Annotated in this window: 26 protein-coding genes; 12 read left to right on the top strand and 14 right to left on the bottom strand. The window is 51.2% G+C overall.

The features are described from left to right. Window positions 1-550 precede the first annotated feature (550 nt). Window positions 551-1027, top strand: a complete 477-nt coding sequence (locus ABD852_RS05320; RefSeq protein ID WP_345026993.1) for a RagB/SusD family nutrient uptake outer membrane protein — start codon at window positions 551-553, stop codon at window positions 1025-1027. A 64-nt stretch (window positions 1028-1091) separates the two neighbouring features. Here ABD852_RS05320 and ABD852_RS05315 read toward each other — a convergent pair whose 3' ends face one another. Further along, window positions 1092-1856, bottom strand: a complete 765-nt coding sequence (locus tag ABD852_RS05315) for a 3-keto-disaccharide hydrolase (protein WP_345026991.1) — start codon at window positions 1854-1856, stop codon at window positions 1092-1094. A gap of 177 nt (window positions 1857-2033) precedes the next feature. Between ABD852_RS05315 and ABD852_RS05310 the strand changes: the two genes are divergently transcribed. The 4 genes from ABD852_RS05310 to ABD852_RS05295 all read left to right on the top strand — a co-directional run bounded on the left by ABD852_RS05310 (window position 2034) and on the right by ABD852_RS05295 (window position 10235). Continuing rightward, complete coding sequence (locus tag ABD852_RS05310; protein WP_345026990.1) at window positions 2034-3827, top strand: 3-keto-disaccharide hydrolase; 1794 nt, start codon at window positions 2034-2036, stop codon at window positions 3825-3827. A 145-nt stretch (window positions 3828-3972) separates the two neighbouring features. Continuing rightward, entirely contained in the window at window positions 3973-6057 is a 2085-nt protein-coding gene (locus ABD852_RS05305; protein WP_345026989.1) for a plastocyanin/azurin family copper-binding protein, read from the top strand. A 93-nt stretch (window positions 6058-6150) separates the two neighbouring features. Then, a complete protein-coding gene (nadB, locus tag ABD852_RS05300) occupies window positions 6151-7725 on the top strand; it encodes an L-aspartate oxidase (protein ID WP_345026988.1) in 1575 nt (524 codons plus the stop codon). Window positions 7726-7823: 98 nt separating this feature from the next. Further along, window positions 7824-10235 carry a TonB-dependent receptor gene (locus tag ABD852_RS05295; RefSeq protein WP_345026987.1) on the top strand — a complete coding sequence of 804 codons (2412 nt, stop codon included), beginning with the start codon at window positions 7824-7826 and terminating at the stop codon, window positions 10233-10235. A 10-nt stretch (window positions 10236-10245) separates the two neighbouring features. Here the strand turns inward: ABD852_RS05295 and ABD852_RS05290 are convergent, their stop codons facing one another. The 5 genes from ABD852_RS05290 to ABD852_RS05270 form a co-directional block, all read right to left on the bottom strand. Beyond that, window positions 10246-11007: a TatD family hydrolase gene (locus tag ABD852_RS05290; protein ID WP_345026986.1), complete on the bottom strand. Its 762-nt coding sequence runs from the start codon at window positions 11005-11007 to the stop codon at window positions 10246-10248. Window positions 11008-11210: 203 nt separating this feature from the next. Then, a complete protein-coding gene (locus tag ABD852_RS05285) occupies window positions 11211-13778 on the bottom strand; it encodes a TonB-dependent receptor (protein WP_345026985.1) in 2568 nt (855 codons plus the stop codon). Between the two features lie 674 nt (window positions 13779-14452). Next, window positions 14453-14629: a hypothetical protein gene (locus tag ABD852_RS05280; protein ID WP_345026984.1), complete on the bottom strand. Its 177-nt coding sequence runs from the start codon at window positions 14627-14629 to the stop codon at window positions 14453-14455. A gap of 538 nt (window positions 14630-15167) precedes the next feature. Beyond that, window positions 15168-15545 (bottom strand): DUF779 domain-containing protein, encoded by a 378-nt coding sequence (locus tag ABD852_RS05275; RefSeq protein ID WP_345027097.1) that lies wholly within the window; start codon window positions 15543-15545, stop codon window positions 15168-15170. Window positions 15546-15616: 71 nt separating this feature from the next. After that, complete coding sequence (locus ABD852_RS05270) at window positions 15617-17143, bottom strand: aldehyde dehydrogenase family protein (RefSeq protein WP_345026983.1); 1527 nt, start codon at window positions 17141-17143, stop codon at window positions 15617-15619. A 190-nt stretch (window positions 17144-17333) separates the two neighbouring features. Here ABD852_RS05270 and ABD852_RS05265 point away from each other — a divergent pair, with 190 nt between their 5' ends. The 6 genes from ABD852_RS05265 to ABD852_RS05240 are packed head-to-tail and all read left to right on the top strand — an operon-like array spanning window position 17334 to window position 21083. Next, complete coding sequence (locus tag ABD852_RS05265; RefSeq protein ID WP_345026982.1) at window positions 17334-18278, top strand: AraC family transcriptional regulator; 945 nt, start codon at window positions 17334-17336, stop codon at window positions 18276-18278. After that, window positions 18278-18907 (top strand): polysaccharide deacetylase family protein, encoded by a 630-nt coding sequence (locus ABD852_RS05260; RefSeq protein WP_345026981.1) that lies wholly within the window; start codon window positions 18278-18280, stop codon window positions 18905-18907. The genes ABD852_RS05265 and ABD852_RS05260 overlap by 1 nt, the downstream gene beginning before the upstream one ends. Window positions 18908-18926: 19 nt before the next feature. Further along, entirely contained in the window at window positions 18927-19508 is a 582-nt protein-coding gene (locus ABD852_RS05255; RefSeq protein ID WP_345026980.1) for a GNAT family N-acetyltransferase, read from the top strand. 16 nt (window positions 19509-19524) lie between these two features. Further along, window positions 19525-20235: a DNA alkylation repair protein gene (locus tag ABD852_RS05250; RefSeq protein ID WP_345026979.1), complete on the top strand. Its 711-nt coding sequence runs from the start codon at window positions 19525-19527 to the stop codon at window positions 20233-20235. A 16-nt stretch (window positions 20236-20251) separates the two neighbouring features. Further along, window positions 20252-20665, top strand: coding sequence for a DUF3592 domain-containing protein (locus tag ABD852_RS05245; RefSeq protein ID WP_345026978.1), 414 nt, complete (start codon window positions 20252-20254; stop codon window positions 20663-20665). A gap of 28 nt (window positions 20666-20693) precedes the next feature. Beyond that, on the top strand, window positions 20694-21083 hold the full coding sequence (locus tag ABD852_RS05240) for a DUF1801 domain-containing protein (RefSeq protein ID WP_345026977.1): 390 nt from the start codon (window positions 20694-20696) through the stop codon (window positions 21081-21083). A 14-nt stretch (window positions 21084-21097) separates the two neighbouring features. On the opposite strand, the gene ABD852_RS05235 is transcribed toward ABD852_RS05240, so the two are convergent. From ABD852_RS05235 to ABD852_RS05210, 6 genes are all read right to left on the bottom strand, one after another. Continuing rightward, the gene (locus ABD852_RS05235) at window positions 21098-21547 is read right to left on the bottom strand and encodes a hypothetical protein (protein ID WP_345026976.1); all 450 of its coding nucleotides are present in this window, start codon (window positions 21545-21547) and stop codon (window positions 21098-21100) included. 68 nt (window positions 21548-21615) lie between these two features. Next, entirely contained in the window at window positions 21616-22056 is a 441-nt protein-coding gene (locus ABD852_RS05230; protein ID WP_345026975.1) for a GNAT family N-acetyltransferase, read from the bottom strand. A gap of 111 nt (window positions 22057-22167) precedes the next feature. Further along, window positions 22168-22623, bottom strand: a complete 456-nt coding sequence (locus ABD852_RS05225) for an Hsp20/alpha crystallin family protein (RefSeq protein ID WP_345026974.1) — start codon at window positions 22621-22623, stop codon at window positions 22168-22170. A 36-nt stretch (window positions 22624-22659) separates the two neighbouring features. Then, entirely contained in the window at window positions 22660-22941 is a 282-nt protein-coding gene (locus tag ABD852_RS05220; protein WP_345026973.1) for a hypothetical protein, read from the bottom strand. 85 nt (window positions 22942-23026) lie between these two features. Continuing rightward, window positions 23027-23356, bottom strand: a complete 330-nt coding sequence (locus tag ABD852_RS05215; protein WP_345026972.1) for a hypothetical protein — start codon at window positions 23354-23356, stop codon at window positions 23027-23029. Window positions 23357-23358: 2 nt separating this feature from the next. Beyond that, on the bottom strand, window positions 23359-23934 hold the full coding sequence (locus tag ABD852_RS05210; protein ID WP_345026971.1) for an RNA polymerase sigma factor: 576 nt from the start codon (window positions 23932-23934) through the stop codon (window positions 23359-23361). 406 nt (window positions 23935-24340) lie between these two features. On the opposite strand from ABD852_RS05210, the gene ABD852_RS05205 reads away from it, so the two are divergent. Then, a complete protein-coding gene (locus tag ABD852_RS05205) occupies window positions 24341-24904 on the top strand; it encodes a DUF4256 domain-containing protein (protein ID WP_345026970.1) in 564 nt (187 codons plus the stop codon). Between the two features lie 102 nt (window positions 24905-25006). Here ABD852_RS05205 and ABD852_RS05200 read toward each other — a convergent pair whose 3' ends face one another. Both ABD852_RS05200 and tpx read right to left on the bottom strand, forming a co-directional pair. After that, window positions 25007-25501: a DUF6265 family protein gene (locus ABD852_RS05200; RefSeq protein ID WP_345026969.1), complete on the bottom strand. Its 495-nt coding sequence runs from the start codon at window positions 25499-25501 to the stop codon at window positions 25007-25009. Window positions 25502-25520: 19 nt separating this feature from the next. Next, window positions 25521-26018 carry a thiol peroxidase gene (gene tpx / locus ABD852_RS05195; RefSeq protein ID WP_345026968.1) on the bottom strand — a complete coding sequence of 166 codons (498 nt, stop codon included), beginning with the start codon at window positions 26016-26018 and terminating at the stop codon, window positions 25521-25523. Between the last annotated feature and the right edge of the window lie 60 nt (window positions 26019-26078).

Below are 26078 nucleotides of genomic sequence, written 5' to 3'. Positions count from 1 at the left end.
AAGAGGCGGACTGAGGTTCGGCCTCTTCTTTGTTTTTACCGTGATCAAAATTGGATATTGCTGGTTTTTCGAGGCGGTTTCCTGCCGCTTTCTCTGCCCGGAAAACGCCGTCTCGCGCTTTGATTCCTATAACAGGCGTCGCTTTCACAATTTTTTCATACTTTTTTTCAAACGTTTGCATCCTGCCTCCGGCCATGACTTACCCGTTTTCAGCGGCAGGGCAACCTGCAGGGTTGTCGAACCTAAGGGGGAATTGCTATTATTGTGTAAATGCGCATTTTGACTATTCGTTAATCAAATTGGATTATTCTAGCAGTATTCGTCTTGTATGCCAGAGGAATTTTTCAAATGAAATCGCTATGACGTGTGAAATCTGAGGGGGCCTCATGGCCCAAACCTCACAGCTCAAACCTATTTACACCAATGAAAACAGCGTAAAGCATCGTTAACTTTTATTAACCTAAACTAATCAGCATGTTTTTTACAAATTTACTTCTTCGGAAGGGAAGAGGGTTACTGGGTATTGTCCTTTGGGCAGCTACTACAGCCAGTGCTCTTCCAGAAAGCGCTGGGCGGACCGGGTATTTCCCCGACGCGACAGAATAACCTGAATGTCAACCTGATCCGTTATGCCGAAGTGCTGCTGATCTATGCCGAGGCTCAGAACGAAGTGGGAGGGCCCAGCCAGGAGGCCTACGATGCCTACAAGCGTATCCGCGACCGGGCGGAGTTGAAAACCCCCGCTATGGCAACGTTTTCCCAGTCTTCATTCCGGGAGGCCGTCTGGCGGGAACGCTGGTACGAATTCTGTTATGAGGGGATCACCTGGTTTGATATGGTCAGGCTTAAAAAGGTGTTCAATGAAAAGACCAGGGGGTTTGATGATTTTGTGGGGCACCGGAACCTCAATGTAAGTGATGGGGTGGCACTGGCCGAGAAACACCTGTTGTTCCCTTTTGGATTGCAGGAAATGCAGAACAATCCGAACCTGCGCCCGCAGAATCCCGGTTACCCGGCCGCGCCTTAGTCAGGAGATACTCATATAAAAAGGGCCGGAATTTTTTGTTCCGGCCCTTTTTATACTTCGCAGCTTACAGCTCACGTATCCAGATATTGCGGAAACTTACAAGGTCGCCGTGATCCTGCAGACTGATTGGGCCTTTGCCGTGAGGCGTGTTGAGGGGACGGCCAACATAGGGCGTAGTACCCTGGATCTGCGTATGGTTCTGAACCACAACGCCATTCAGGATAACGGTTACATAAGCGGGCACGACGATCATACCGTCTTTGTTGAACCGGGGAGCCGTATACAGAATGTCATAAGACTGCCACTCGCCCGGTGCTTTTACAGGGTTTACCAAGGGTGGGGTTTGCTTGTAAATGGAGCCGGCCTGGCCATTGGCGTAGGTCCTGTTCTGGTGGCTGTCCAAAACCTGTACTTCGTAAATGCCTTGCAGGAAAATACCGCTGTTACCGCGTCCCTGCCCGTTTCCTTTAACTTCCGACGGGCTGCGCCATTCGACATGAAGTTGAAAATCGCCAAACTCTTCCCTGGTTTGAATGCCTCCTTTTCTCGGCGCAACCGTCATGGCGCCGTTGGCTACGGTGAAGGTAGCCGGAGACTTTGCATCTGCCGATGAAACCCATTGGTTCAGGTTGGTTCCGTCAAACAAAACGAGCGCGTCGGAGGGCGCTGTAGTACCGGAAGTTGCGCTGGTGATTTTGCCCGGGGTTACCAGCCGCGGTTCCGGATCCCAAAGCTCACTCGATTCGGGGGTCATCTTTTCGGGTTTGAGCTGGGCATTTGCACTGCAGGCCCCGAGAATACTCAAAACAGAAAAAAACAGATGTTTCATAATCAGTATATTTTAAAAAAAATTAAAAAAGGGATTAAATCAATTAACTTGGTTTTTTTTTAGTGCCGGGAGTGAAAATCAACCGGTCTGCTGTTGTTGCCAAAACTAGTATATTGGCAGGATAGTCAAGAAGTTAAAAATAGAAAATAATAAACAGTTTTTTCAAAATACGAATCAATGGGTACAAACTACTATCGAAGAATAAGAAGCTGCCTTTCTTTTTTGGGGGCAACGGCGTGCTGCCTGACCGCTTCTTCCCAAACCATAACCCTCGCTGACCTCTCGGCGTTCAGAAGTCCGTCGCCTAACTGGCGGGTTGCTTCCAGGGCAATGGCTAACCCGAACACCAAGTATGATTTGAGCGCTATTCCGGGGAACGGAATACTGGTGAACCTTCCGGCAGACCCCAAGCAATCCAAGGATCTTATTACGGTGGAAGAGCATGGCGACGCCGATATCGAAATGGAGTTCATGATGGCAAAGGAATCGAATTCAGGTATTTACCTACAGGGGCGGTACGAGATTCAACTGCTGGACAGCTGGGGTAAGAAAAACGCTGCCGCAGGTGATTGCGGCGGAATTTACGAGCGGTGGGACGAATCGCGGCCGCAGGGTCAGAAGGGCTACCAGGGCTATGCACCCCGCCAGAACGCCAGCAGGATTGCCGGGGTGTGGCAAAAGATCAGGATTTCTTTTCAGGCGCCGAAATTTGACAAGTCCGGACAAAAAACAGAAAACGCAAGAATTCTTAGTATTTATCTCAATGACGTCCTGATTCACGAAAACGTAGAGCTCACGGGGCCTACGCGAGGCGGGATGCACAACAACGAAGTCGCGCGGGGCCCATTGCGTTTCCAGGGAGACCATGGCCCGGTGGCCTTCCGCAATATGGTGATCAAGCCATTCGATGCACCGAAACCTGCACTGAAAAATTTATCATACCAGGTGCATGACGGACGTGTGCTGAAGCAGGAAGAGCTAGCCGGGTTGAAGCCGTCAAAAACGGGAAAAGCCCTGCAAATTGACTACACAGTAGCCCCAATGACCAACAACTTTGTGATCCGGTACCAGGGTACGCTGTCCGTGCCGGTCAAAGGGGCCTACCGGTTCAACGGCGATTTCCGGGGCGGTTATGGCAATCTGGAGATAGGCGGCAAAACCGTATTCCCTTTTTCCTGGCACCATGACACCCGCGAAGTGGAGCTTCCCGCGGGAGATCTCCCTTTTGTCTATACTTACGCCAAAGTGAACGAAGGTGATAAACCTGGCCTGGGGCTATCGGTTTCCGGACCAGGAATCAGGCAAACCGTCCTGAACGCCGTGGGTTCGCTTAACGTTTCGCGGGTGTCCAACCCGATTGCGCTGGAACCGGCCCGCGAAGCTTCCGTGCACAGAAGTTTCATCGCTTTCCGGGGGAAAACGCTTCCATATGGTGTTTCGGTCGGAACTATACAGGGATTAAATTATTCGGTCAACCTGGCGAATGGTTCGCTTATCAGGAGCTGGCGCGGACCGTTTCTGAACGTGACGCCGATGTGGCTGGATCGTGGAAACGGGGTAAGCGTGCCGCTTGGAAGTGTTCTGGACTTTTCAGAAACGCCGCAGATGCTTCGTGTTGCCGGGAGAGACGCTGATGGCTTCCTCCTGAAAGGATATGGGGTCGATGAGAACAACCTCCCTGATTTCCAATATGTATTCAACGGCAGCGGCTTCCATGATAAAACAGTCCCCGATAGTTCGGGAAGATACCTGGACAGAACTATCACCGCTGACACCGGGGGAACAGAATTTCAATTTGCATTGGCAGGCGGCAGCAGTTTTGAAGAGCAGGCAAACGGTATGTACCTGGTTGACGGACAGTACTTCATCAAGGTGCTGCAAGGGGGCAAACCTGCTGTCGTCGAAAAAGACGGGAGTAAGGTACTGGCAGTTACTACCCAGGACAAACTGGTATATTCCATCATTTGGTAATAAAGAAAAAAACAAGATGAAATAGCCACGAGCTTTGAGGTATTAGCGACAAGCGGCACACAAACGGCTGATGAATAAATAGCTCACAGCGGTCCGCCGCTGCGGCTCACCCCTCACAGCTCACGGCTCAAACCTTTTTATTCACATGAATAATTTCCTATATGCCGGTTTCCGGAGAAAATACCTGGTAATACTTGCAATGGCTGCCCAGATCGTGCCTGCTGTTTCACAGACCCGCGAGCTGCCGGCTACTGAAAGCGATTTCTATTCCATGCGGTCGCTTCCGGTTCCGGAGGGCGTGGTGCTGGAAGTAGGCGGGATGGTCACGCTCCCGAACGGATCTCTGGCGGTTGCCACCCGTCGCGGGGATGTCTGGTTGATCGAGAACCCGGACGGGAAGGGGAGCGGCCGTCCCAATTACCGGAAATTTGCGAGCGGGCTTCATGAAATACTCGGCCTGGCTTATCACGACGGCGACCTGATTATGGCACAGCGGGGAGAGCTTACCCGGCTGAAAGACACCAACAAAGACGGGAAGGCCGACGTGTATGAAACGGTTTATTCATGGCCGATAAGCGGGCACTATCATGAGTACAGCTACGGCCCCAGGTTTTTGCCTGACGGTAGCATGATTGTAACAGGCAACGTTGCCTTTGGCGATAATGACTGGTGGGCCGGCCAAAGCCGCGTGCCCTGGCGCGGATGGGCAATGCGTATTACGCTCGATGGGAAAATGGAGCCCTGGGCTGCCGGTATGCGCTCACCGGCCGGTATTGGCGTCGTAGACGGCGAACTTTTTTACAGTGAAAACCAGGGCGACTGGATGGGCTCCGGTTACCTGACCCACCTGGAAAAAGGCGATTTTGTGGGACATCCGGCCGGTCTGCGCTGGGCAGATCGCCCCGAATCTCCGGTGAAGGTCCGTCAAAGTGATATCTATGCACGGGTCGACCCGCGCGAAAGCCCGGCCGGCGGACCTTATGTAAAGCCGGAAAACCTGGCTGAACGCGGCAAGACGTTGGCCGACGTACAGAAAGAGGTGAGCGGCATCAAGACGCCGGCGGTCTGGCTGCCGCATGGAATTCTCGGCATTTCTACGTCCGACATTGTTACCATTCCCAAAGGGGAGGATTTTGGCCCTTTCGGCGGCCAGCTGCTGGTAGGTGACGAAGGGCAGAGTAAAATTGCGCGGGTATTCCTCGAAAAAGTGAAAGGGCAATACCAGGGGGGGGCAGTGTTGTTCAGGGAAGGGTTTCAATCAGGTGTGCTGCGGATGGCCTGGGGACACGACAACTCCCTTTATGTAGGTCAGACCAACCGGGGCTGGGGCTCTACCGGACCGGATGATTTCGGCCTTCAACGCCTGGTGTACAGCGGTAAAACACCTTTTGAGATTCTCAACGTGGTTTCTCAACCCGATGGCTTCGAGATAACCTTCACCCAACCGGTAAGTCGTTCGGCGGCCGAAGACGTAAACGGATATGAAATTACCGGCTTTACCTACAAATACCACCCCGTTTACGGAAGCCCCGTTATTGATGATCAGAATTGCGCGATTTCCGGCATTAAAGTTTCCCCGGACCGGAAGAAGGTCCGGCTCCTGGTTAGCGGGCTCAGGGAAAAGTATATCCATGAAATCAAGCTGGCAGGGATCGCAAACGAGGCCGGTGATAAACTGTTGCACAATACTGCTTATTATACGCTTAATGTCAAACCCGACGGTGCGAAGATGACCGGCTATAAGGCTGTAAAAGCCGGTGACAAAAAAACTCCTGCCGAAGCCGCCGGCAATCATGCGCATCACGGCCCGAAGCTGGCAAAACGAACCACAGAGCAGCCTGCAGACTGGACGAACGGTCCCGATCAGCGTTTTGTATTGGGAACCGAGCCCGGACTTCATTTCGACAGGAAGGAGCTGGTTGTGAAAGCGGGCAGCCGCGTAATGCTCACCATGACCAATACCGACGACATGCCGCATAACTTCCTGCTGGTGACGAAGGGAAGCGCCAACCTGGTAGGTGAGGCAGCCATCAATCTGGGGTTGAAGGGGAATGAAATGGGGTACATCCCCGATCTGCCGCAGGTGCTCTATCATACCAAGCTGATAGGCCCCGGTGCGGCGGATACCATTTACTTTGTGGCGCCGACGGAACCCGGAGAGTACACCTATGTGTGCACATATCCCGGCCATTATTTCTCAATGCAGGGGACCCTCAGGGTAGCACCGTGAAAAGAAATGCTTCTTTTGTAAAGTTTGAGAGGAGCTTTTTTTCATAAGTTTGTTGTCGTTTGAATTAAACCCTGTTGTCAAGAAGAGCTTTTTATGGCCAGATATGATTTCCTTATCATCGGTTCAGGAATTGCGGGATTGAGCTATGCAGTGAAGCTGGCGCGTCATTTCGAGAATAACCGCCCCGTTTCCATTGCTGTAATTACCAAAGTGCAGGCGGATGAAACCAATACCAAATATGCACAGGGAGGTATCGCCGCCGTGTGGGCGGAATCCGATTCCTTTGAAAAGCATATTGCCGATACCATCGACGCCGGCGATGGCATCAACAACCAGAAAATAGTGGACATGGTGGTTCGGGAGGCCCCGGAAAGAATCCAGGAGCTGATCGATTATGGTACGCGTTTCGACCGCGAGCCGGACGGCGAGTACGACCTTGCACGGGAAGGTGGCCATTCTGATCACCGTATCCTGCATTTCAAGGACATTACCGGCGCCGAAATTGAAAGAGCGCTGCTGGAAGAAGCGGGTCGCCACCCCAATATCCAGATCTTCAGCCATTATTATGCGGTGGAGCTGATCACCCAGCATCATCTGGGTGAAACAGTTTACCGGTACCGTACCGACATACAGTGTTTTGGTGCATATGTGCTGAATCGGGAAACCGGGGAGGTGGAGAAGTTCCTTGCCAACACCACCCTGCTTGCAACAGGCGGGATCGGCAGTATTTACCAGAGCACCACCAACCCGACCATCGCCACGGGCGACGGCATCGCCATGGCATATCGTGCCAAAGGCATCTGCGATAACATGGAGTTTATCCAGTTCCATCCGACCAGCTACTTTCTGCCGGGCCAAAAGCCGTCTTTCCTTATCTCGGAAGCCGTTCGGGGTTTTGGCGGCATCCTGAAGCATGCCGACGGGACAACTTTCATGGGAAAGTATGATGAACGGGAATCGTTGGCACCCAGGGATATTACTGCGCGTGCGATCGACTCGGAAATGAAAAAGAGAGGGGTGGATCACGTATACCTTGACGTGCGACATCTCGATTACGAAAAATTCCTGGATCATTTTCCGAATATTAATCAATATTGCCTCGACCATGGGGTGGATGTACGGACCGACATGATACCGGTAGTTCCGGCGCAGCATTTTATGTGCGGCGGGATCAGGGTCAATGAATTCGGACAAACCAATATCAGGCAGTTGTATGCCGTCGGCGAGTGTGCGTGCACCGGTCTGCACGGCGCCAACCGGCTGGCCTCGAATTCTCTTCTCGAAGCGGTGGTTTTCGGTCACAGGGCTTACCTGGCTACGGTTGACAACTATGACCAGGTAACCATTCCGGAAAATATTCCCGATTGGGACGATTCCGGTACAACCCACCCCGAAGAGCAGGTACTGGTGACGGAAATGACACGCGAATTAAACAGCGTGATGTCCAACTACGTGGGTATCGTACGGACCTACAGACGTCTGAAGAGGGCATATGACCGCGTGGAGCTGCTTTACCGTGAACACGAGAAGCTTTACCGTGAATCAAAAGTATCGGTGCCCATCTGCGAACTTCGCAATATGATCAACGTGTCTTACCTGGTAATTAAAATGGCTATGGCCAGGCGTGAAAACGTAGGCCTCCACTTTAACCAGGATAATGTAAAATAGGTTTGGGGTGTGAGATTTGAGGGGTGAGCCGGCTTACCCTCACACCTCATACCTCACCCCTCACACCTAATGATACCTCACCCCCTAATCCCCCTTTGATGCAAAAATTCTTTCGGTTGCTCTTTTTCGGTTGGTTGCTTTTCATTGCATTTTCGGGTACTGCCGTTGCTCAGTCGTCAAAAATACGTGGTGTAATCCAGGATGAAAGTTCCGGCGCTGCGCTTCCTTTTGCCAGTGTAAGGCTTTTTCACCTGCCTGACAGCACATTTATTTCCGGAGAAGTAAGCGATCTCGACGGGAAATTTGAGGTAACCCTGAAGGAAGGAAGATATTGGCTTTTGTTTGAATTCGTGGGGTATAACCAGGAGAAAAGACAGGTGACAGTGGCCGGTACGATGACGGATATCGGGGCAGTAAAATTAAAAGCGGCTACGAAAAACCTGGACGAAGTGGTAGTGCAGGGAGAAAAGAGTACCTATGAAGTAGCGCTTGACAAGCGGATTTTTAACGTTGGAAAAGATCTGGCCAACGCGGGTGGAAATGCCATCGAGATACTCAACAACGTGCCGAGCGTGGCGGTAGACCTGGAGGGAAATGTGAGCTTGCGTGGCAGCAGCAGTGTTCGTATCCTGGTCGACGGGAAACCCTCCGGCCTTGTGAGCATTAAGGGCGGCGCCGGACTCCAGCAATTGCAGGGCAGTATGATTGAACGGATAGAAGTCATTACCAATCCTTCGGCGCGCTATGAAGCAGAGGGAATGGGAGGAATTATCAATATTGTCCTGAAAAAGGAACAGAAAGAGGGATTGAATGGCTCATTTGACATTATTACCGGCTATCCGATGAATTTGGGCGGGGCTGCGAACCTGAATTTCCGCCACCGCAAATTCAATTTCTTTACCAATTACATGCTGACTTACCGCAGCACCCTGGGCGATACCAGGCAGTACCAGGAGCTTTACCGGAATGATTCGACTTTCATAACGGACATGACCTTTGACCGTGAACTGAAGGCATTCCACAATAACCTCAGGATGGGGGCTGACTATTTTTTCAGCGAAAGCAGCATCCTGACAGCCGCCTATACCTGGCGTAGAACCAAGGGGAAGCGGTATTCCCATATCCACTACAACGATTATCTTACCAATACCTCGAACCTCCTGAGCCGGTCGTACCGCACCCAGGACGAGACCGAGACCGAGCCTAATTCAGAATACAACCTTTCGTATAAGAAGCGTTTTGGCCGCAAGGGCCACGAGCTGTTGGTGGATGTGCGCCACCTGGATAACTGGGAGAAATCAGACCAGTATTTCGGGGAAACCGTAACTCCCACCGGCGGCGAGGAAAGGTACTCGCTGCAGCGGTCGATCAATGACGAGACGGAAAAGCAATGGCTTTTCCAGGTCGACTACGTGCAGCCCTTCGGGAAAGACGGCAAGTTTGAGGCCGGTGCGCGGAGCAGTTTCCGGGACATGACCAACGACTATTTTGTTGCCAATGTGAAACCGGACGGTAGTCTGGAAAATATTCCCCGGTTTACCAATTATTTTCTCTATGATGAAAACATCCACGCTCTCTACGGGATCTATGGAAACAAACATCAGAAGTTTTCTTACCAGGTCGGGCTGCGGGGTGAATGGAGCGATGTCACCACTACGCTTGTCGACAGCAACGAAGTTAATAACAGGAAATACGGCCGGCTTTTCCCAAGCGTGCATGTAACCTACGAACTGCCCGGGCAGAATGCGCTTCAGGTCAGCTTTAGCCGCCGTATCCGGAGGCCGGGTTACAATGACCTGAGCCCGTTTATGACTTTCACCGACAATAGAAATTACTGGAGTGGTAACCCGGACCTCAACCCGGAATTCACGAACTCGTTTGAGCTGGGTCACGTGAAGTACCTGGAGCGCGGAACTTTTACCTCGTCGTTATATTACCGGCATACCGTTGATAAAATATTGCAGATCAGGAGGATGGATGAAAGCGGGTTTGCTTATGCCCGGCCGGAAAACCTGGCAACCGAAAACGCCTACGGCCTGGAGTTTACCGGTACCAGCAATGTCAGCAGCTGGCTCAAGCTGGATGGCAACCTGAATTTTTTCAGATCTGTGATCAATGGCGACAACCTGAATGAACAGTACAACGAGAACGAAAATTACGATAGCAAGACTTTCACCTGGTTGGGGCGCCTGTCTGCGCGTATTACCTGGAAAGGAGCGGATTTCCAGTTACGGAACAACTATGAAGCGCCGCAAATTATGCCGCAAGGCAAGCGAAAAGCAATTTATGCGCTTGACTTTGCTGTCAGCCGCGACGTGCTGAAGGGCAACGGAACGCTCACCTTTAACGTCCTCGACGTGTTTAATTCAAGGCGCTTCAGGACCATTACCCAAGGGTCAAATTTCTATACCTACAACAACTCGCAGGGGAGGGTTCGGCAGTTTAACCTAACCCTTAACTACCGGTTAAAACAGGCTAAAACCGGTAAGAAAGGACAGTTTGAAGAGTAAGAGGCGAGTTTCAGGCCCGCTGTAAGCTCCTGGCATTGGCAGTGGTCTGCCGGATGAGATCCTCTTTTTTCATTTGCATGAGGTCGGCAACGCGTTGAGCGACCAGGTCAATATAAGCCACTTCGTTCCGCTTGCCGCGCAGCGGGACCGGAGCCAGGTAGGGCGAGTCGGTTTCCAATACCACGTGTACCGGGTCAATATGCGGCAAGACAGCATCCAGTCCGCCATTCTTGAAGGTAGCTACACCGCCGATGCCTAATTTAAACCCCAGGTCGATCGCAATGCGGGCCTCATCAAGATTACCGGTAAAACAGTGGAAAATCCCGGTCAACGCCGGATTTCCTACCTTTTCGATCAGCTTTACCGTTTCGTGAAATGCTTCCCTGCTGTGGATGTCAATCCAGAGATGGTGCTGAAGGGCGAGCTCACACTGGTAGAGAAACGCGGCTTCCTGTTCCTGCCGGTACGTTTTATCCCAAAAAAGATCCATCCCGATTTCACCGATTGCGATAAATTTACGCTTCCCCAACCATTCTTCCACTACCCGGATCTGGGATTCAAACCGGTCGTTAACATAACAGGGATGGAGGCCGATCATCGGGAGGCATTTACCGGGATTCGCATCGGCAATTTCAAGCATGGGCCCGATGGTTGCGTCATCGCAGTTGGGCATCCAGATTTCCGTTACACCCGCTTGCCAGGCCCTGTGCAGCATTTCGTCCAGGTCGTCGAGGTATTGTTGATCGTAGATATGTGCGTGCGTTTCAATCATGCGAGCGTCTTGCGGAAAATGAGGAGCAAAGGTACCAAAAGTCGCGGATGATTGCACGCCATCCCCCCGGGCTATTTTGAACGGAGCGTAGCGGGTCGAAAAGTCTCCTTTATAAAAATGGGTTCGAGGGGTGAGCCCCCGAACCCATTTCAGTGTTGCAAACCTACAGCCGCCGGATAAACATATTCCCGCCTTACGCTGATTTAGTACACGTAGCGCAGCGTAACACCATAAGTACGCGGGTCGCCTACCACGCCGGCATATTGGCCATAGCTGCCGGGGGCGGCCAGGAGTTGTTCGTAGTAATCTTTATTGAACACATTCCGCGCCCAGACGAATACCGTAATCCCGTTAGACGCGCGGAACCCGGCGCGTGCATTGGTAAGGGAATATCCTTCGATGTTAAGATATTGGGAGGGGGAAGGGCTGGAAGAGAATTTGGAGCGAAAGAATACATCAATCGCACCGAAGTAATTTCCGGCCAGGCCCAGGAAGTTACCCCGCGTAGTGGCCTCGCCGCCAACAGATCCCGCCCACTTCGAAATACCGGGCAATACTCCCCCCGAAATATCTTTGAAGGCCGATGCACCGCCTACTTCTTCCAATGGTACGGGCGCATTCTCAAAGCGAATGTATTTGCCATTGGTATAGGCCGCTGCCGCATTGAAGCTGAAATGATTGCCGAAACGGATGTTCCCGTCGAGTTCGGCGCCGAGTACCCGCACCTTGTCTGCGTTGGCAAGGTAACCCCTGTTGACACCCGGGTCAGGGGTTTGTACCTGGGTTTGGTAGTCGTCTATGTCGGTCTGGTAAAAAGTCAGGTTGAGGACCGAGTTGGCAGAAGGCTTGGTCTTAATGCCCACTTCCTTGTGGTTGACCAGTTCGGGTTTCACATTGGCCAGCTCCAGCATCGGTTGGCCGTTTGCGGTCGGCAGACCACCCACATTCACGCCTATGGGTTTATAGCTGATTGAGTAGGTAGCGTAGGCGTTGATGTTGCTGTTAGGCTTGTATTGGAGCGAAAGCTGACCGGAAAAGTTGCCTTCGGCATAATCGGTGTCGAATTTCTGATTGTTGTAGATCCCGTTTTTCAAAGCCTGCAACTCCGGCGTCACATCCTGCAGGCCGCCATAGACCTGCCTGCTGTAGTGCACGACTTTCTTATCGTAGTTGTAACGAATTCCTGGGAGCAGGTGAAATTTGTTAAAGATATTCCAGTCAGCCTGTCCGAAAACAGCGAGGCTGGTGCTCCGGATGCCGTAATTCGTACGGATCCCGAAATTGTCGAAAAGGCCGGGTGTCTGCCAGAGCGGGTTGCTGTTGGTTTGCGCAAACCGCCACTGTGCCGCCCCTGCTTCTTCGGTATGTACCGGATCGGTGGTCAAATCCTGCCACAGGCCGAAAACACCCACAACGCCACTTAGTTTAGGGGTAATCCTGCCGGAGTACCTGATTTCCTGTGACCATTGGTCGTGGTAGGAATTTCCTGCGGAAACGGTAAAGACGGGAAGCCCTATGTAGTCGCGATCATTGAGCGGCACCCATTTCCAGTAACGCCAGGCGGTTGTAGCGGTGAGCGTTCCGTTGCCGATTTTGATATCGGCGTTGGCAGAGACACCGCCTAACTGATTGTCTGCTTTTGAGGGGGTGTCGAGATCAATAATTCTTTCGAAGGCACTTTTATAGGGCAAAGTGTAATTTAAGTCGGCGATGATGGCATTGAATTGTCTGAATGCTGCTCTTTTTGTAGTGACTACCCCCGCTACCGGCCAGCCGTACCCGGTTGGTTTCTGGTCGGACACGTCGCCGATGAGGGTAATTTTTACACGGTCGCTTGGGGTGTAAAGAATTTGCCCGCGAACCCCGATGTTGTTGATGTCGTTGATGGGCAGCTGGGTATGTTGGTTAAAGAACAGGCCGTTGCGCTGCGTGCCGGTAAAGGACACCCGGGCGGCCAGTTTTTTGCTCAGCGGACCGGTGACCGACGCCTTTGCCTGTACATAACCGTAGTTGCCGTAACTTAATTCAAAGCTGGCGCCAGGGTTAAAGCTGGCCGCGCGGGTGGTAATGTTGAAGGCCCCTGCGGTTGTGTTTTTGCCAAAAAGGGTGCCTTGCGGTCCGCGAAGTACTTCTACCTGCTCAATATCTACGAAGTCGAGCGCAGTGGCGGCGGGACGGGCATAGTACACGCCGTCTACGTAAAAGCCTACTCCCGGATCAATTCCGTCGTTGGTAAGACCAAAGGTGGAGCCGAGGCCGCGGATATTCAGGGTAGTATTGCGGGCATTGGATGAATACAGGTGCACGGTCGGGATCAGCTCTTTCAACCGGTTTACATTGAAAGCGCCAGCGTCATCTGCCTTGGCACCGCGGATGACCGAGATCGGGATGGGTACCTCCTGGGAGACTTCCTGCCTGCGGCGGGAAGAAATTACTACGTCCTCGAGGCTTCTGGAGGTAGGGTCCAGCTTGATAGTAACCTTCTCGTCGCTGACCAGTACCTCCTTCCTGACGTACCCGACATAGGTAACGATGAGTGTAAAAGGAAGTTTCTGGCCCGTTTTCAGGAAGAATTGACCATTTTCGTCGGTGAGGTCGCCATTGGTGGTGCCTTTAATGGTAACGGCGGCGCCGATCAGTGGTTCGCTGCTCTCGCTGTCTATGATAGTCCCGGTGATCAGGGCGTTGATAGTGGTTCTGTCCTGGGCTAACAGGTTTGACGAATATAGAAGTAAGCCTATAGAAAATATAGATTTTATAATGAATTTCATCTTTGTAAAGAGGTTTGAGCCATTAGCGACGGGCCTTGACGGCTCGCCGTTATACAGGCGTTTATGCAAATGTAGATGTGCGGGAAATGAATTGCTTCAGGTCAGGCAAAGGGGGGACCTTGGCCGGGTTCAAGCCGCCGCAACATCGGCAGGCGACTGGTAGATTGCGTTTGTACATCTTGTTCGGTTAGTTCGGAGGCAAACCTAAGAAAAATAATTTTATCTAGTATATAGATTTAGTAGATTAAATAGAAAAAAGTTTTACTTGGTTCATTATCAGTGCATTATTTGGTTGGGTGGAATTGGTTCAGGTTTTTTTGTTTGGGATTAATAAAAGGAGGGGTTGAAAAGGTGCCATCCCGTAGTGGAGAGATCTCCCGCTTCTTGCACCTAGTCACTTTCAGGGGGCTTTTTATACCAACAGGAGATCCTCCGGCTTCACTGCGTTGCGCTACCAATGGATGGCGCCGCTCCAACCGGACGGTCATTCCGAGCAAACAGTTTTTTTTGCGAAAACACCTTGTAGCGGAGATGACAAATAGATGTTGTCAATGGTAGCGGAGCCGAGGAATCTCCCGCTGCCCGGATTCAATTCTCTAAACGGGATTTTTCTAATAACAGGAGATCCTTCGACTCCACTGCGCTGCGCTCAGGATGCCCCTCCGGCAGATGCGCTACCATTGACAACACGATGGATGGCGCCGCTCCAACCGGAGGGTCATTCCGAGCGGAGCCGAGGAATCTCCCGCTCCCTGGACCCAACCCTTTAAATGGGATTTTTCTAATAACAGGAGATCCTTCGACTTCACTGCGTTCCGCTCAGGATGACCCTCCGGCAGATGCGCTACCATTGACAACACGATGGATGGCGCCGCTCCAACCGGACGGTCATTCCGAGCGGAGCCGAGGAATCTCTCGCTCCCCAGATCCAATTCTCTAAACAGAATTTTTCTAATAACAGGAGATCCTTTGGCTCCACTGCGTTCCGCTCAGGATGACCCTCTGGCAGATGCGCTGCTATTGACAATACTACGGATGGGGGCGCCATCCGGACGGTCATCCCGACCGTAGTGGAGGGATTTCCCGCTCCTAGTACCTAATCCTATAAATAGGATTTTTCTAGCAACAGGAGATCCTTCGGCTCCCCTGCGTTCCGCTCAGGATGACCCTCCGGCAGATGCGCTGCTATTGACAATACTACGGATGGGGGCGCCATCCGGACGGTCATACCGACCGTAGTGGAGGGATCTCCCGCTCCCCGGACCCCAATCCCTTAAATATGGTTTTTCTAACAACAGGAGATCCTTCGGCTCCACTGCGTTTCGCTCAGGATGACCGTCCGGCGGTACACCTCCGGCGATAAAAACCTTTTTCTCAGGCTGATGGGGTTTAGCGCGTTTCGCAGCGTACTACCGGCTCCAGCGTCCTTAGTTCTTCATCCGAAAACATCCTTGAACGCGTTACAAAACGGACGCCCAACGGGATTTCGAGAGAGAAACTTGCCCCTCTGCCTTCTGTCACGTCAATTGTAAGCTGGCTGTATTGCCAGTATTCAAACTGGTCGGCGCTCATATAGAAATCGCAGCCGTAAATCTCGCCGAGGAGAACGTCGCTGCTGCCTACTTTGAAATCTCCTTCCTGGAAGCACATCGGTTGTGAGCCGTCGCAGCAACCGCCGCTCTGGTGAAACATTAGCGGCCCGTATCGATCGGTAAGCTGGTCCACTACTTCCATTGCTTCCGGGGTAATCAACACACGTTTGGTCATCATAACATTGGCGCAGGATTTTCAATTACGGGCCGGCGGTACCTGGAGGCGCCGCCAGCCCGGAGAGATTGTCAGAAGAAGCCCAGCTTGTTCTTGTTATAAGAGATCAGCATATTTTTCGTCTGGCGGTAGTGGTCGAGCATCATCTTGTGGTTCTCCCTACCGAAACCGGATTTTTTATAGCCGCCAAAAGGAGCGTGCGCCGGGTAGGCATGGTAATTGTTGACCCAAACCCGGCCCGCCTGCACCGCCCGCGGTACCTGGTACAGTTCGTGCGCATCTCTTGTCCAGACACCTGCGCCCAATCCATACAGCGTATCGTTGGCAATTTCGATAGCCTCTTCGGTAGTTTTAAAGGTAGTTACGCATACAACGGGTCCGAAGATTTCTTCCTGGAATACCCGCATTTTGTTGTTCCCCTTCAGAATCGTGGGCTGTATGTAGTATCCGCCGGCTTCTTCACCGTCTTTTTGATTGGGGCCGCCGCCGGTAAGCACCTGCGCGCCTTCGTCTTCGCCTATTTTGATGTAGGACAGAATTTTCTCGTACTGGTCGTTGGAGGCCTGGGCGCCCATCATCGTGCCCGGATCAAGGGGATGGCCGGTTTTGATGGCTTTCGTACGCGCAATGACCCGCTCCATAAACTTGTCATAAATACTTTCGTGTACCAGCATCCTGGAAGGGCATGTACAGACTTCCCCCTGGTTAAGCGCAAAAAGAACGGCGCCTTCGATGGCCTTGTCCAGGAACTCGTCATCGGCATCGAAAACCGACGGGAAGAAAATGTTGGGTGATTTCCCGCCGAGTTCCATTGTGGCGGGGATAATGTTTTCGGAGGCGTACTGAAGAATCAGGCGGCCGGTGGTGGTTTCACCGGTAAATGCAACTTTAGCGATCCGGGGCGAGGTAGCGAGGGGTTTTCCGGCCTCCGCACCAAACCCGTTGACAATGTTGACCACCCCGGCCGGCAGAATGTCCTCCAGTAGCTCAAACAGCACCAGGATGGAAGTCGGGGTTTGCTCCGCAGGTTTCAGCACGACGGTATTACCGGCAGCCAATGCAGGCGCTAGCTTCCACACGGCCATCAGGATGGGGAAATTCCAGGGGATAATCTGACCGACGACGCCCAGCGGCTCGTGCAGCACTATGCTCACCGTATCGGGGTCATGTTCGGCAATACTTCCCTCTTCTGCCCGGATAGCGCCTGCGAAATACCGGAAATGGTCAATAGCCAGCGGCAGATCCGCGGCCAGCGTTTCGCGGATGGCCTTGCCGTTGTCAACAGTCTCCACGGCCGCCAGGTAGGGAAGGTTGTCCTCCATCCGCTGCGCTATTTTCAACAAAATATTGCTCCGGTAGGCGGCCGATGTTTTGCTCCAGCTTTTGAACGCCTCATGGGCGGCGTCGAGCGCCAGCTCTACATCTTCTTTGGTCGACCGCGCCACCTGGGTAAACACTTTCCCGTCGATGGGGGAAATATTGTCGAAGTACTCTCCACGCGCCGGCGCCGTCCACTTTCCGCCGATAAAATTATCATACCGCTCCTTGAAGGAAGGCCTCGCCACCAGGGTTTGCTTTTTCTCTGCTACAGTTGCCATATATCCTGACTTTTTATGAATGATATAAACTAATTCCGGCTTACGCCTTCACAAAAATAGTATCATCTTTTTGGGGAATATTTCAATATCCTATCCGCTTGTTGCAATAAAATATCTTTGTTTGATCCAAACTTTTAAAACGGTTCGGACGTTTCCATATTAGCGGATAATCATTTAAAACGTGATGACGATGAACAACCGGAGTATTCCCAGTCTTCCTGATTTAACCCCTTCTGGACGGCTTCACACACTGGTAGAAAACCGGTCGATTTATACGATGGAGCATTGCGAAATGAATGTTTTCGAGACTTATCAGCCAAGCGAAAGGGTGAACCTCCGGTTTCCTGACCTGGTTTATACGGCTATGCTGCGGGGTAAAAAAGTGATGCACCTCTTTGACAACCGGCAAAGCTTTGATTATGTCCCGGGGGAATCGGTGATTATGCCATCCAACGAGACAATGGTTATTGATTTTCCGGAAGCTTCTTTTAAAACGCCGGCCCAGTGTATTGCGCTGGCAATTGATGAGCGTAAAATAAAAGAGACGGTTGAAATACTGAACAACCAGTTTGCCAAAACCAATGAGAAAGATTCCTGGAGCCTTGCTTCAGACCAGTTTCATATTCAGAATACACAGGAAATATCCTATACCATTGACAGGATCATGCGCCTGGCCCGTGAAAGCAACCCCGGAAAAGATATTTTTGTCAATATGGCTATACAGGAGCTTCTGCTGAGGCTCATGCAAACCCAGGCGCGCGGGCTTATCTTCGGCCATTATAAGCTGCTGAGCAGTTCCAACCGGTTTGCACGCGTAGTTGAGTTTGTGAAGGAAAACCTCGACCAGAATCTCACGGTTGAGAAGCTCAGTGACCTGGCCTGTATGAGCAAGCCGCATTTTTTCAGGAGCTTCAAACGCGAATTCGGGCTGAGCCCGGTTGAATTTATTATCCGGGAACGGATAACCAAGGCGCGGGAGCTTCTGCAGGAGTCAAAAAATAGCGTTTCGGATGTTTGTTTCAGGCTTGGATTTCAAAGTGTCAATTATTTTTGCACTTTGTTTAAAAAGCACGTAGGCGTGTCTCCCGGCAGATTTAAACAGGGAGCTTTGGTGGCAGCCTGCACCTATGACTGATGAAATTCTTTGTACACCGCTCACCCCTCGTATTGAAATGGTGGCTCTCCGAATATCTCTGGAAAGTAGATACACAGGAACGTGTAATTTACCTGACCTTCGATGATGGTCCCATACCGGTTGTGACGGAGTATGTGCTGAAACAACTGGCAGCCTTTTCCGCGAAGGCTACATTTTTCTGTATAGGCGATAATGTCAGGAAGCATCCGCAGGTATTTCAGGAGCTAAAAAGCCAGGGGCATTCTATTGGCAACCACACTTTTAACCACCTGAACGGGTGGAAAACGGAAACGGACCGGTACCTGGAAAATATCAAAATGTGCCAAGATATTCTTGAAACCGAAACGCGGCTTTTCAGACCTCCCTATGGCCGTATGACCCGGGCACAGTTCAGAAGCCTGCCGGCGGGCTCCCGCGTGGTGATGTGGGATGTGCTGACCGGCGATTTTTCGCGTGAGATTGTACCTGAAAAGGCGACTGCGACCTGCATCCGGCACTCCGGGCCGGGAACAATCATGCTGCTTCACGACAGCCTGAAGGCAGAGATGAACCTCCGGTTTATGTTGCCCCGGGTTCTTGCGCATTTCTCGGAAAAAGGTTACCGTTTTGAGGCGCTGCCGATGCAGTAAACGTAGATTTTTAGCAGATATGGAGATTCGTAAAGCCGGTGTTAATGATTCTGACCCGATAGCGGAATGCCTTTTCCTTGCGATGGAAGACATTGTATATCATTTCCTAAAGAGCAGGGACCGCGCGCAGGGGGCGCAATTTATGCGGCGCCTTGTGGGGTTGGGGGGGAACCAGTATTCATACGAAAATTGCTGGGTGCTGGTGGAAAACGGAACGGTCCTGGCGGCTGCCTGCCTGTACGACGGCGCTTTACTTGAAATGCTCAGGCGACCGGTGGCAGCATTTGTGCACACAAATTATGGTCTTGACTTCAACCCGGAGAACGAAACGGGCGCGGGCGAAATATACCTGGATACGCTGGGCGTGCTGGAACAGCACCAGGGAAAGGGGCTAGGGAAGATGCTGTTGAAATTTTTGATCGATACCTATGTGAACGGAGAAGGCAAGGTGATCGGCCTGCTGGTTGATAAAGAGAACCCGGGAGCGAAAAAACTGTATCTTAGGGTAGGTTTTTCGGTAGTAGGCGAGAAAAAGCTTGCCGGTAAAACGATGGAGCATCTGCAGGTGGGTAACCGGGCGGGCGCACAGACCTTTGAATGAACACCCAGTTTTTGGTATGCCGGAGCTATTAATTGAGGTCGTGAGAGCCGACCTTCACAAGCACATTGAACCGGGGCGGAGTGCCTCCGGGCAGAAATATTTTAAAGGCGGGATTTTGATTTACGGCGTGAAAACACCGGTGGTCAACCAGATCAGCAAGTCCTTTTTCCCGGAAATCGAAGCCCTGGAGAAAGCTGAAGTGTGGCGGCTGTGTGAGGCCTTATGGGCTTCGGGTTATTTGGAGGAATCGCTTGTGGCCTGCAATTGGTCATACCGGTTGAGAAAGAAATTTTCGCGGGAAGATTTTTATGTTTTCGAAACCTGGCTAAGCCGGTACGTCAACAACTGGGCGTCCTGCGATACCCTTTGCAACCATACCATCGGCACGGTAGTGGAGAAAAACCCGGAATTGATTGAAGTCCTGATGCGGTGGGCGGGCGCCGAAAACCGCTGGTTGCGCCGGGCGTCGGCGGTCACTCTGATCGTACCGGCGCGGAAAGGACTTTTTTTAAGCGGGATTTTACAAATTGCGGAAATTTTGCTGACTGACCAGGACGACATGGTACAGAAGGGCTACGGCTGGCTATTGAAAGTCGCGGCAGAGGTGTACCAGGAGGAGGTTTTTGATTTTGTTGTGAACCGCCGTCATAAAATGCCCAGAACTGCACTCCGGTATGCCATTGAAAAAATGCCTGCCGGGTTGAAAGCTGCCGCTATGAGAAAATAGGTAACCCGTATCGAATATGAATTGGACCGGCGTCGTCCTGACCGGAGTGGTATTGTTCTCTTTTCTGCCGCTCGCCATAGTGCTTTACAAGAAGCAACGTGCAAAGAACATGATAGAAAAGGGCAGAAAGGCCGTCGGGCAGGTGTACAGGATTACGCCGGGCTATCGAACGGCTTCAGATTCTGTCAGCTATCGTTTCTATGACCCTTCGAGCGGCCGGTTTTACAACGGCGGACTTCAGTCCAAATTGGGAAAGTTCAAAGTTGGCGACGCATTGGACGTATATTATAACCCGGCCAATCCGGCCCTTAATACGGTACAAGGGGCGTGGCAGTCGGGTATTTTGCTCATCTTTACGGCAGGTATCGCTGTTTTCGTGTGCTGGGCGATGTACCAGCTGTGGGAAATGGTTCAATTGGGTCAATTGTAGTATATTGCGATTCACCAAACGATTCACCATGCAACCCGATATTCAAGCTTACAACCTGGCTCAATCGGAAACGGACCAGGCGGTTTGTAACCTTTTGGCCAATGAACTGGACCGCCTTCTCCCGGAAGCGGAGCGGAAAATCTGGCATGCGCATCCTGTCTGGTTCCTGGATGGAAATCCGGTAGCGGGGTACAGCAAGCTGAAGGGATGTGTCCGGCTGCTTTTCTGGAGCGGTCAGTCGTTTGAAGAAGCGGGATTGTCGAAAGAGGGGACTTTTAAAGCGGCCGAAGCGCGCTACCGGCAGGTCGGGGAGATAAACCTGGCGGACCTCGGTCGCTGGATCGGAAAAGCCCGTGAAATCCAGTGGGATTACAAAAATCTCATCAAGAGAAAAGGCGTGCTCGAGCGTCTTAAATAGGTTAGTGCAGCGAACTATTGCTTCTTTTCGCCCGGTTCCACCACCAATACGCGCTTGCCGGAAATCCACGCTACATGGCAGCAGTCAAAAGTGGTAAATACTTCTGTCGATACAACCACTTGACCGCCCTGGTAGCCTTTGAAAAGAAGATGTATGGGAACGTTGCGCGGGAAATACTCTTGATAGGTATCGCCGATAATCGGGTAATTACCGTTGTTACGGAACCATTTCATGCTTTCCTGCGACTTTGACCAAGTAATGTCTTTGCCTTCAGGAAGTAAAAGTACCTGGAAGTCGTCCAAGGCTACCGGCGTACTGTCCGGATATATAACCCGCATGGAAAGCGTTCTCAATTCCTCGGTGCAAATCGTGGAAGGGGAGCATTTTTGAGTTGCCAGAGGATTGTTTTCGGAACAAGAGGTCCATAGCAGACTGATAAACGGAAGCAGGATGGCGGTTTTCATTTACAATGACCGTGATTTTCTGAAAGACCCGGAAAACGGCCGAAGCGTTGGAACCTGCAGGGAGGCAATTATTTTCGCCGCATGCGCAGGAGCGGGTAGTTTTTACCCAGGTCGTCTTTTTCGCTTCTGGCGAACACTTCGAATCCCATCTTTTCATAGAAAGCAAGCGCAGCCGTATTCTGTTCATTGACGTCAATGAGGTTGGCGTCAAAGTTGTCGAATGCGAACCGGATCAATTTTTTTCCGTAGCCTTGTCCTATGAATTCCGGATGAAGAAAGAGCATTTCAATTTTCCGTTCATAGAGCGCCATGAAGCCGGTTACCCGGTCCCCGGACATCAGGCAAAAAATGGTAAACTCATTCAGGTCAAGATCCTGGAGCAGGTTTTTAATGATGCGGAAGTCTTCTGTGCTCAGAAAATGATGGGTGGCCAGCACGGATTGTTCCCACACGGCTAGCAGTTCACTTCGCTGCCGGTCGGCGTATTTTTGAATGGTGTGCGCGTTCATTGGTATTTTGGATGAATACAAAGAAGGTGCCTGAAGCAGGATCTCTCCGTTTCAGTACAGGTAACGGTTTGAACCCTTCAGACACCCTCCCGGCTAAAAAACTTTCGGAGGTTAATTTACATTTATTTCCTGAGCAGGTTGGTGCGCCTCCGGATTTTTCGGCAAGGTAACCTCCAGGACGCCATCGCGGTAACTGGCGGAAATGGTGTCGGTCATTGCTTTTCCGTTAAGCTGGAAGGAACGTCTGAAAGCTGCGGGACGATATTCCTCGTATATAAACCCCGCGCCTTCTTGTTCAACGGTCGGTTCATAGCGGACGGTTAGTATGTCTTCATCTACCGAAACATGGAAGTGTTCTTTTTGAAGGCCCGCCGCATACAGGGAAAGCAGGTAATGGTCCGGCTTTTCTACGATGTTAACCAGGTGACGTTCCGACAGGTTCCTGTGCATATTGCCGCCCCACGGGCCGCCGAACAAGTGTCCGAACCTGTTTTTGAAACGATTTCCACAGCCTGAAGTGCCGAAGTGATGTTGATTTTCCCGGTTGAATGATTCTTTATTATACATGATTGTCGATTCTGAATGGTTAGAAAATATTTGGTACTATCCGATGGGTACAATCACCGGACGGGTTCTGACGACCACCGGCATAATCCGGGTAGTCGGTTCAAGCGGAATGATTTGGGAATTGGCGGTATAGTGCCTGCCAGGCAATTGTTCTGTCCTCCAGGCCGCGGTCAGCGCTTTGGCTGCAAACACAATCATGCCGACGACAAGCAACGCAATTAAAAGCTTGAAGACTACGAAGAGTACCAAGGCCCCTATGCCGACCGCTAGTGTGAGCGCCGCCGCACGGGGAAGTATGAAAGCGAGTTTATGATTCATTTTTTCTGTTTTATGTTGTTGTATTCGGGCCCTTTTTAAGGTAGACGGATGGAGGGTCAGAATACTTTAACAAAAAACAGTTTTTTTAACGGCGGCATCGTCTCCGCCATTCTTCCTTCAGTGCTTCGCGTTCCTCAGGCGTTGCGTTCCGCATTTCTTCGCGCATCTGGTAGGGATTAAAGCCTGGTCGTCCCATCCGTTTTCCCGGGCCTCTGAAATCGCTGAAGAGTATTTTGCAGAGAAGGAACAAACCGGCCGCCTGCCAGAAACTGATGGCTTTTACCCCCAGTAAATCCGGTAGTATGGCATTCCAGAGCCACATTACCAGGTACCCGGCAATTCCCAGAACGAGAGGTACGATCAGTAAAAACAATCCCCTCATTTTTTTTCTGCCGTAAAATCTTTTAGGTTCCATTGCTATTGAAAAAGTTCATTGTATAAATCCGACAGTCGCAGGCGGAGATGCCTGACTGCATATCCTTTCCGGCTGATGATCGTCTTGAGCGGTTCCCCACTTGCATCTGCTATTTCCTGCAGGGTTTTGTCTTCCAGTTCGTTCTGAACAAAAACAGCCCGCTGCTTCTCCGGTAATTCTTCCAGAGCTTCCGTAAAAGCCTGCCAGAAGGTATCTTTAAAAAGGTAAAGTTCGGGGTTTTCTTTTTCGTCTGCCAGCAGAATATCTCTTATGCTCACTTCTCCGTCTTCGTCTTCATAGGCGAGGTCGTCGAGCAGTTCGCTTTGGCGTTTGCGGTACCGGTCAGTGATCTTGTTGCGGGCTACCCTGTAAAGCCAGCCGCTGATGCTCTCAATTTCTTCGGGAGCGGTGAGATTGCCCAGCTGGTACCAGACATCCTGAAGAATATCTTCGGCATCTTCCAGGATATTTACCCGCCCCCTGATAAAGCTGAGCAATTGGGTACCGTATTTTTTGACTGTGTCCGGCAGGTTGAATGTCCGTTTCTCAGGCATGGACAATTGCATTGATTGGTTCATCGCTTGCGTACGTGTACTCCCGCAGACGAGCGGCCGGCGATTTTACTTTACTTAAGGCGGTTTTTTTTTGAATCTTCCGTTTGAAACAAGTTGATCCCGGCGGTAAGCACCTCTCTCATCACTTCCACCGGCAAATCTTCATCAGGACGAACCCTTAACACCTTCATTTTTATGCGGCTGCCGGTTTCAAGGGCCGGATGGGTCAGAACTTGCAGTGCTTTCCCTGACTATAAATCTAAATAACAATGAAGAATTACGGTTCAAAAGATTGAATCTACCGGAAAAAAATGAAAATTCACCTGTTTAAAACAATCGTTATGCCCCGGGCCATGCGGGAGTGTCCGGGAAATACATGCCGGATGGGCTATTCCGGATCAAATTTTCAAACCACTTAAACAGTTTATCCATGACAACGGCTAAACCTTTGCCATCAGACCGACAGAAAGAGCTTTTTTCAATACTTCAGATCCGTTTTGAGAAAAACAGGAAACGCCACGAACACATTACATGGGAAGAGGTCCGGGCAAAGCTCGAAGCCAACCCGGGCAAACTTTTCATCCTGAATGAAATGGAAGAAACCGGCGGGGAACCGGATGTGGTGGGGAGAGATGAGAAAACCGGTGAATTCCTGTTTTATGATTGTTCCCCCGAAACGCCTAAAGGCAGGCGCAGCCTTTGTTTTGACCGTGAGGCACTGGATGCGCGAAAAATGAACAAGCCGGAAAACTCGGCAACGGATATGGCAGATGAAATAGGAATAAAAATGCTGACAGAGGCCGAGTACCGGTATCTTCAAACGTTGGGAGAGTTTGATGCAAAGACTTCCAGCTGGGTAATAACACCTCCGGATATCCGCAAAAGAGGAGGTGCGCTTTTCTGTGATCGCCGCTTCGGACAAGTGTTTTTGTATCACAACGGCGCCGATTCCTACTACGCCGCCCGGGGATTCAGAGGGGTAGTGAAGGTGTAGGGAGAGGGAAATCGGAAATCGGAAATCGGAAATCGGAAAAGCTGCTGACGGCGTCAGAGCTACGCGCTGATTTCCGATTTCCAACTTCCGATTTCCCCTCTTTCATTTCACCCTTTTAAACACAAAAAGATCCGTGAATTCCCAGGACTCGTCTTTGGGAGTGCCTCTGCGGATTACGAACAGGTTGGGCTTACGCAGCTCGTAGATAATCCTGACTTTTTTGTCGCTTTTTTCAAACAGGGTTTCGTTCTTTTTGGTTTCGATAAAGTAATAGGTGTCGGCCTCTTCTTTGTCTTCTACCGAGATAAGCCCGGGTTTAAAGTGTTTGACACGAACGATCGGGCCTTTTTCCGTTTGTTCAAAAGCAAAGATTTCGTAGAGCGACGGTTGGTTGCCCTGGATCATCCGGATATAGCCGACCACATTGTTGCCTTCAGGCGCCGACCAGGAGGCCTCAATGGGGCCGCCTTTGAATTCTCCTTTCCAGTGGCCCTCAATATGGGCCACAACAGACAGGTCGGGAACGGACTGCGCGTGAGCGGTAGCGGTAAAAAATAAGAAGCTCAGAAGGAGCGCGGTTGCTGAAAAAAGACGCATGGGATATCGGTACGTTGGATTATTTCAGGCTCGCCAGAGCTGCTGTATAGTCGGGTTCCTGGGTAGTTTCGGGTACTTGTTCTGTATAGACTACAGTGCCCTCCTCATTCAGGACCACCACTGACCGGCTCAACAGATTTTTAAGCGGTGAATCCGCAATTTTTACGCCGTAGTCATCACCAAAGGAGGAACGGAACGCCGAGAGGGGTATTACCTGGTCGAGGCCCTCGGCTCCGCAAAAGCGTCCTAATGCAAAAGGAAGATCGTTTGAAATGCATAGCACTACCGTGTTGGCCAGGCCGGATGCTTCCTGGTTGAACTTCCTGACTGAGGTTGCGCAAACACCGGTATCAATACTCGGAAAAATGTTAAGAATAAGTTTTTTACCCGCGAAGTCGGCATCGGTTTTTTCCGAAAGATCGGCGGCTGTCAGGGTGAAGCCTGGCGCTTTGGACCCCTTCCCGGGAAGGGTACCGACTGTATTGACGGGGTTTCCTTTTAATGTTATTGAACTCATCGGTTTGGACTTGGTAATATTTAAAAAATGGATGCTGAAAAATGACAGTTCCGAAGATAA

This window comes from Ravibacter arvi, assembly GCF_039540405.1.
Lineage (GTDB): Bacteria > Bacteroidota > Bacteroidia > Cytophagales > Spirosomataceae > Ravibacter > Ravibacter arvi.
Note: the sequence above shows the minus strand (reverse complement) of the source record. Positions and strands in the feature narration are given on the sequence as shown.

Excerpts from the sequence above, each read along its gene's own strand:
- ABD852_RS05315 (WP_345026991.1), bottom strand. The coding sequence starts at position 1,856 with ATGAAACATCTGTTTTTTTCTGTTTTGAGTATTCTCGGGGCCTGCAGT.
- ABD852_RS05310 (WP_345026990.1), top strand. The coding sequence starts at position 2,034 with ATGGGTACAAACTACTATCGAAGAATAAGAAGCTGCCTTTCTTTTTTG.
- ABD852_RS05305 (WP_345026989.1), top strand. The coding sequence starts at position 3,973 with ATGAATAATTTCCTATATGCCGGTTTCCGGAGAAAATACCTGGTAATA.
- nadB (WP_345026988.1), top strand. The coding sequence starts at position 6,151 with ATGGCCAGATATGATTTCCTTATCATCGGTTCAGGAATTGCGGGATTG.
- ABD852_RS05295 (WP_345026987.1), top strand. The coding sequence starts at position 7,824 with ATGCAAAAATTCTTTCGGTTGCTCTTTTTCGGTTGGTTGCTTTTCATT.
- ABD852_RS05290 (WP_345026986.1), bottom strand. The coding sequence starts at position 11,007 with ATGATTGAAACGCACGCACATATCTACGATCAACAATACCTCGACGAC.
- ABD852_RS05285 (WP_345026985.1), bottom strand. The coding sequence starts at position 13,778 with ATGAAATTCATTATAAAATCTATATTTTCTATAGGCTTACTTCTATAT.
- ABD852_RS05280 (WP_345026984.1), bottom strand. The coding sequence starts at position 14,629 with ATGGTAGCGCATCTGCCGGAGGGTCATCCTGAGCGGAACGCAGTGAAG.
- ABD852_RS05275 (WP_345027097.1), bottom strand. The coding sequence starts at position 15,545 with ATGACCAAACGTGTGTTGATTACCCCGGAAGCAATGGAAGTAGTGGAC.
- ABD852_RS05270 (WP_345026983.1), bottom strand. The coding sequence starts at position 17,143 with ATGGCAACTGTAGCAGAGAAAAAGCAAACCCTGGTGGCGAGGCCTTCC.
- ABD852_RS05265 (WP_345026982.1), top strand. The coding sequence starts at position 17,334 with ATGAACAACCGGAGTATTCCCAGTCTTCCTGATTTAACCCCTTCTGGA.
- ABD852_RS05260 (WP_345026981.1), top strand. The coding sequence starts at position 18,278 with ATGAAATTCTTTGTACACCGCTCACCCCTCGTATTGAAATGGTGGCTC.
- ABD852_RS05255 (WP_345026980.1), top strand. The coding sequence starts at position 18,927 with ATGGAGATTCGTAAAGCCGGTGTTAATGATTCTGACCCGATAGCGGAA.
- ABD852_RS05250 (WP_345026979.1), top strand. The coding sequence starts at position 19,525 with ATGCCGGAGCTATTAATTGAGGTCGTGAGAGCCGACCTTCACAAGCAC.
- ABD852_RS05245 (WP_345026978.1), top strand. The coding sequence starts at position 20,252 with ATGAATTGGACCGGCGTCGTCCTGACCGGAGTGGTATTGTTCTCTTTT.
- ABD852_RS05240 (WP_345026977.1), top strand. The coding sequence starts at position 20,694 with ATGCAACCCGATATTCAAGCTTACAACCTGGCTCAATCGGAAACGGAC.
- ABD852_RS05235 (WP_345026976.1), bottom strand. The coding sequence starts at position 21,547 with ATGAAAACCGCCATCCTGCTTCCGTTTATCAGTCTGCTATGGACCTCT.
- ABD852_RS05230 (WP_345026975.1), bottom strand. The coding sequence starts at position 22,056 with ATGAACGCGCACACCATTCAAAAATACGCCGACCGGCAGCGAAGTGAA.
- ABD852_RS05225 (WP_345026974.1), bottom strand. The coding sequence starts at position 22,623 with ATGTATAATAAAGAATCATTCAACCGGGAAAATCAACATCACTTCGGC.
- ABD852_RS05220 (WP_345026973.1), bottom strand. The coding sequence starts at position 22,941 with ATGAATCATAAACTCGCTTTCATACTTCCCCGTGCGGCGGCGCTCACA.
- ABD852_RS05215 (WP_345026972.1), bottom strand. The coding sequence starts at position 23,356 with ATGGAACCTAAAAGATTTTACGGCAGAAAAAAAATGAGGGGATTGTTT.
- ABD852_RS05210 (WP_345026971.1), bottom strand. The coding sequence starts at position 23,934 with ATGAACCAATCAATGCAATTGTCCATGCCTGAGAAACGGACATTCAAC.
- ABD852_RS05205 (WP_345026970.1), top strand. The coding sequence starts at position 24,341 with ATGACAACGGCTAAACCTTTGCCATCAGACCGACAGAAAGAGCTTTTT.
- ABD852_RS05200 (WP_345026969.1), bottom strand. The coding sequence starts at position 25,501 with ATGCGTCTTTTTTCAGCAACCGCGCTCCTTCTGAGCTTCTTATTTTTT.
- tpx (WP_345026968.1), bottom strand. The coding sequence starts at position 26,018 with ATGAGTTCAATAACATTAAAAGGAAACCCCGTCAATACAGTCGGTACC.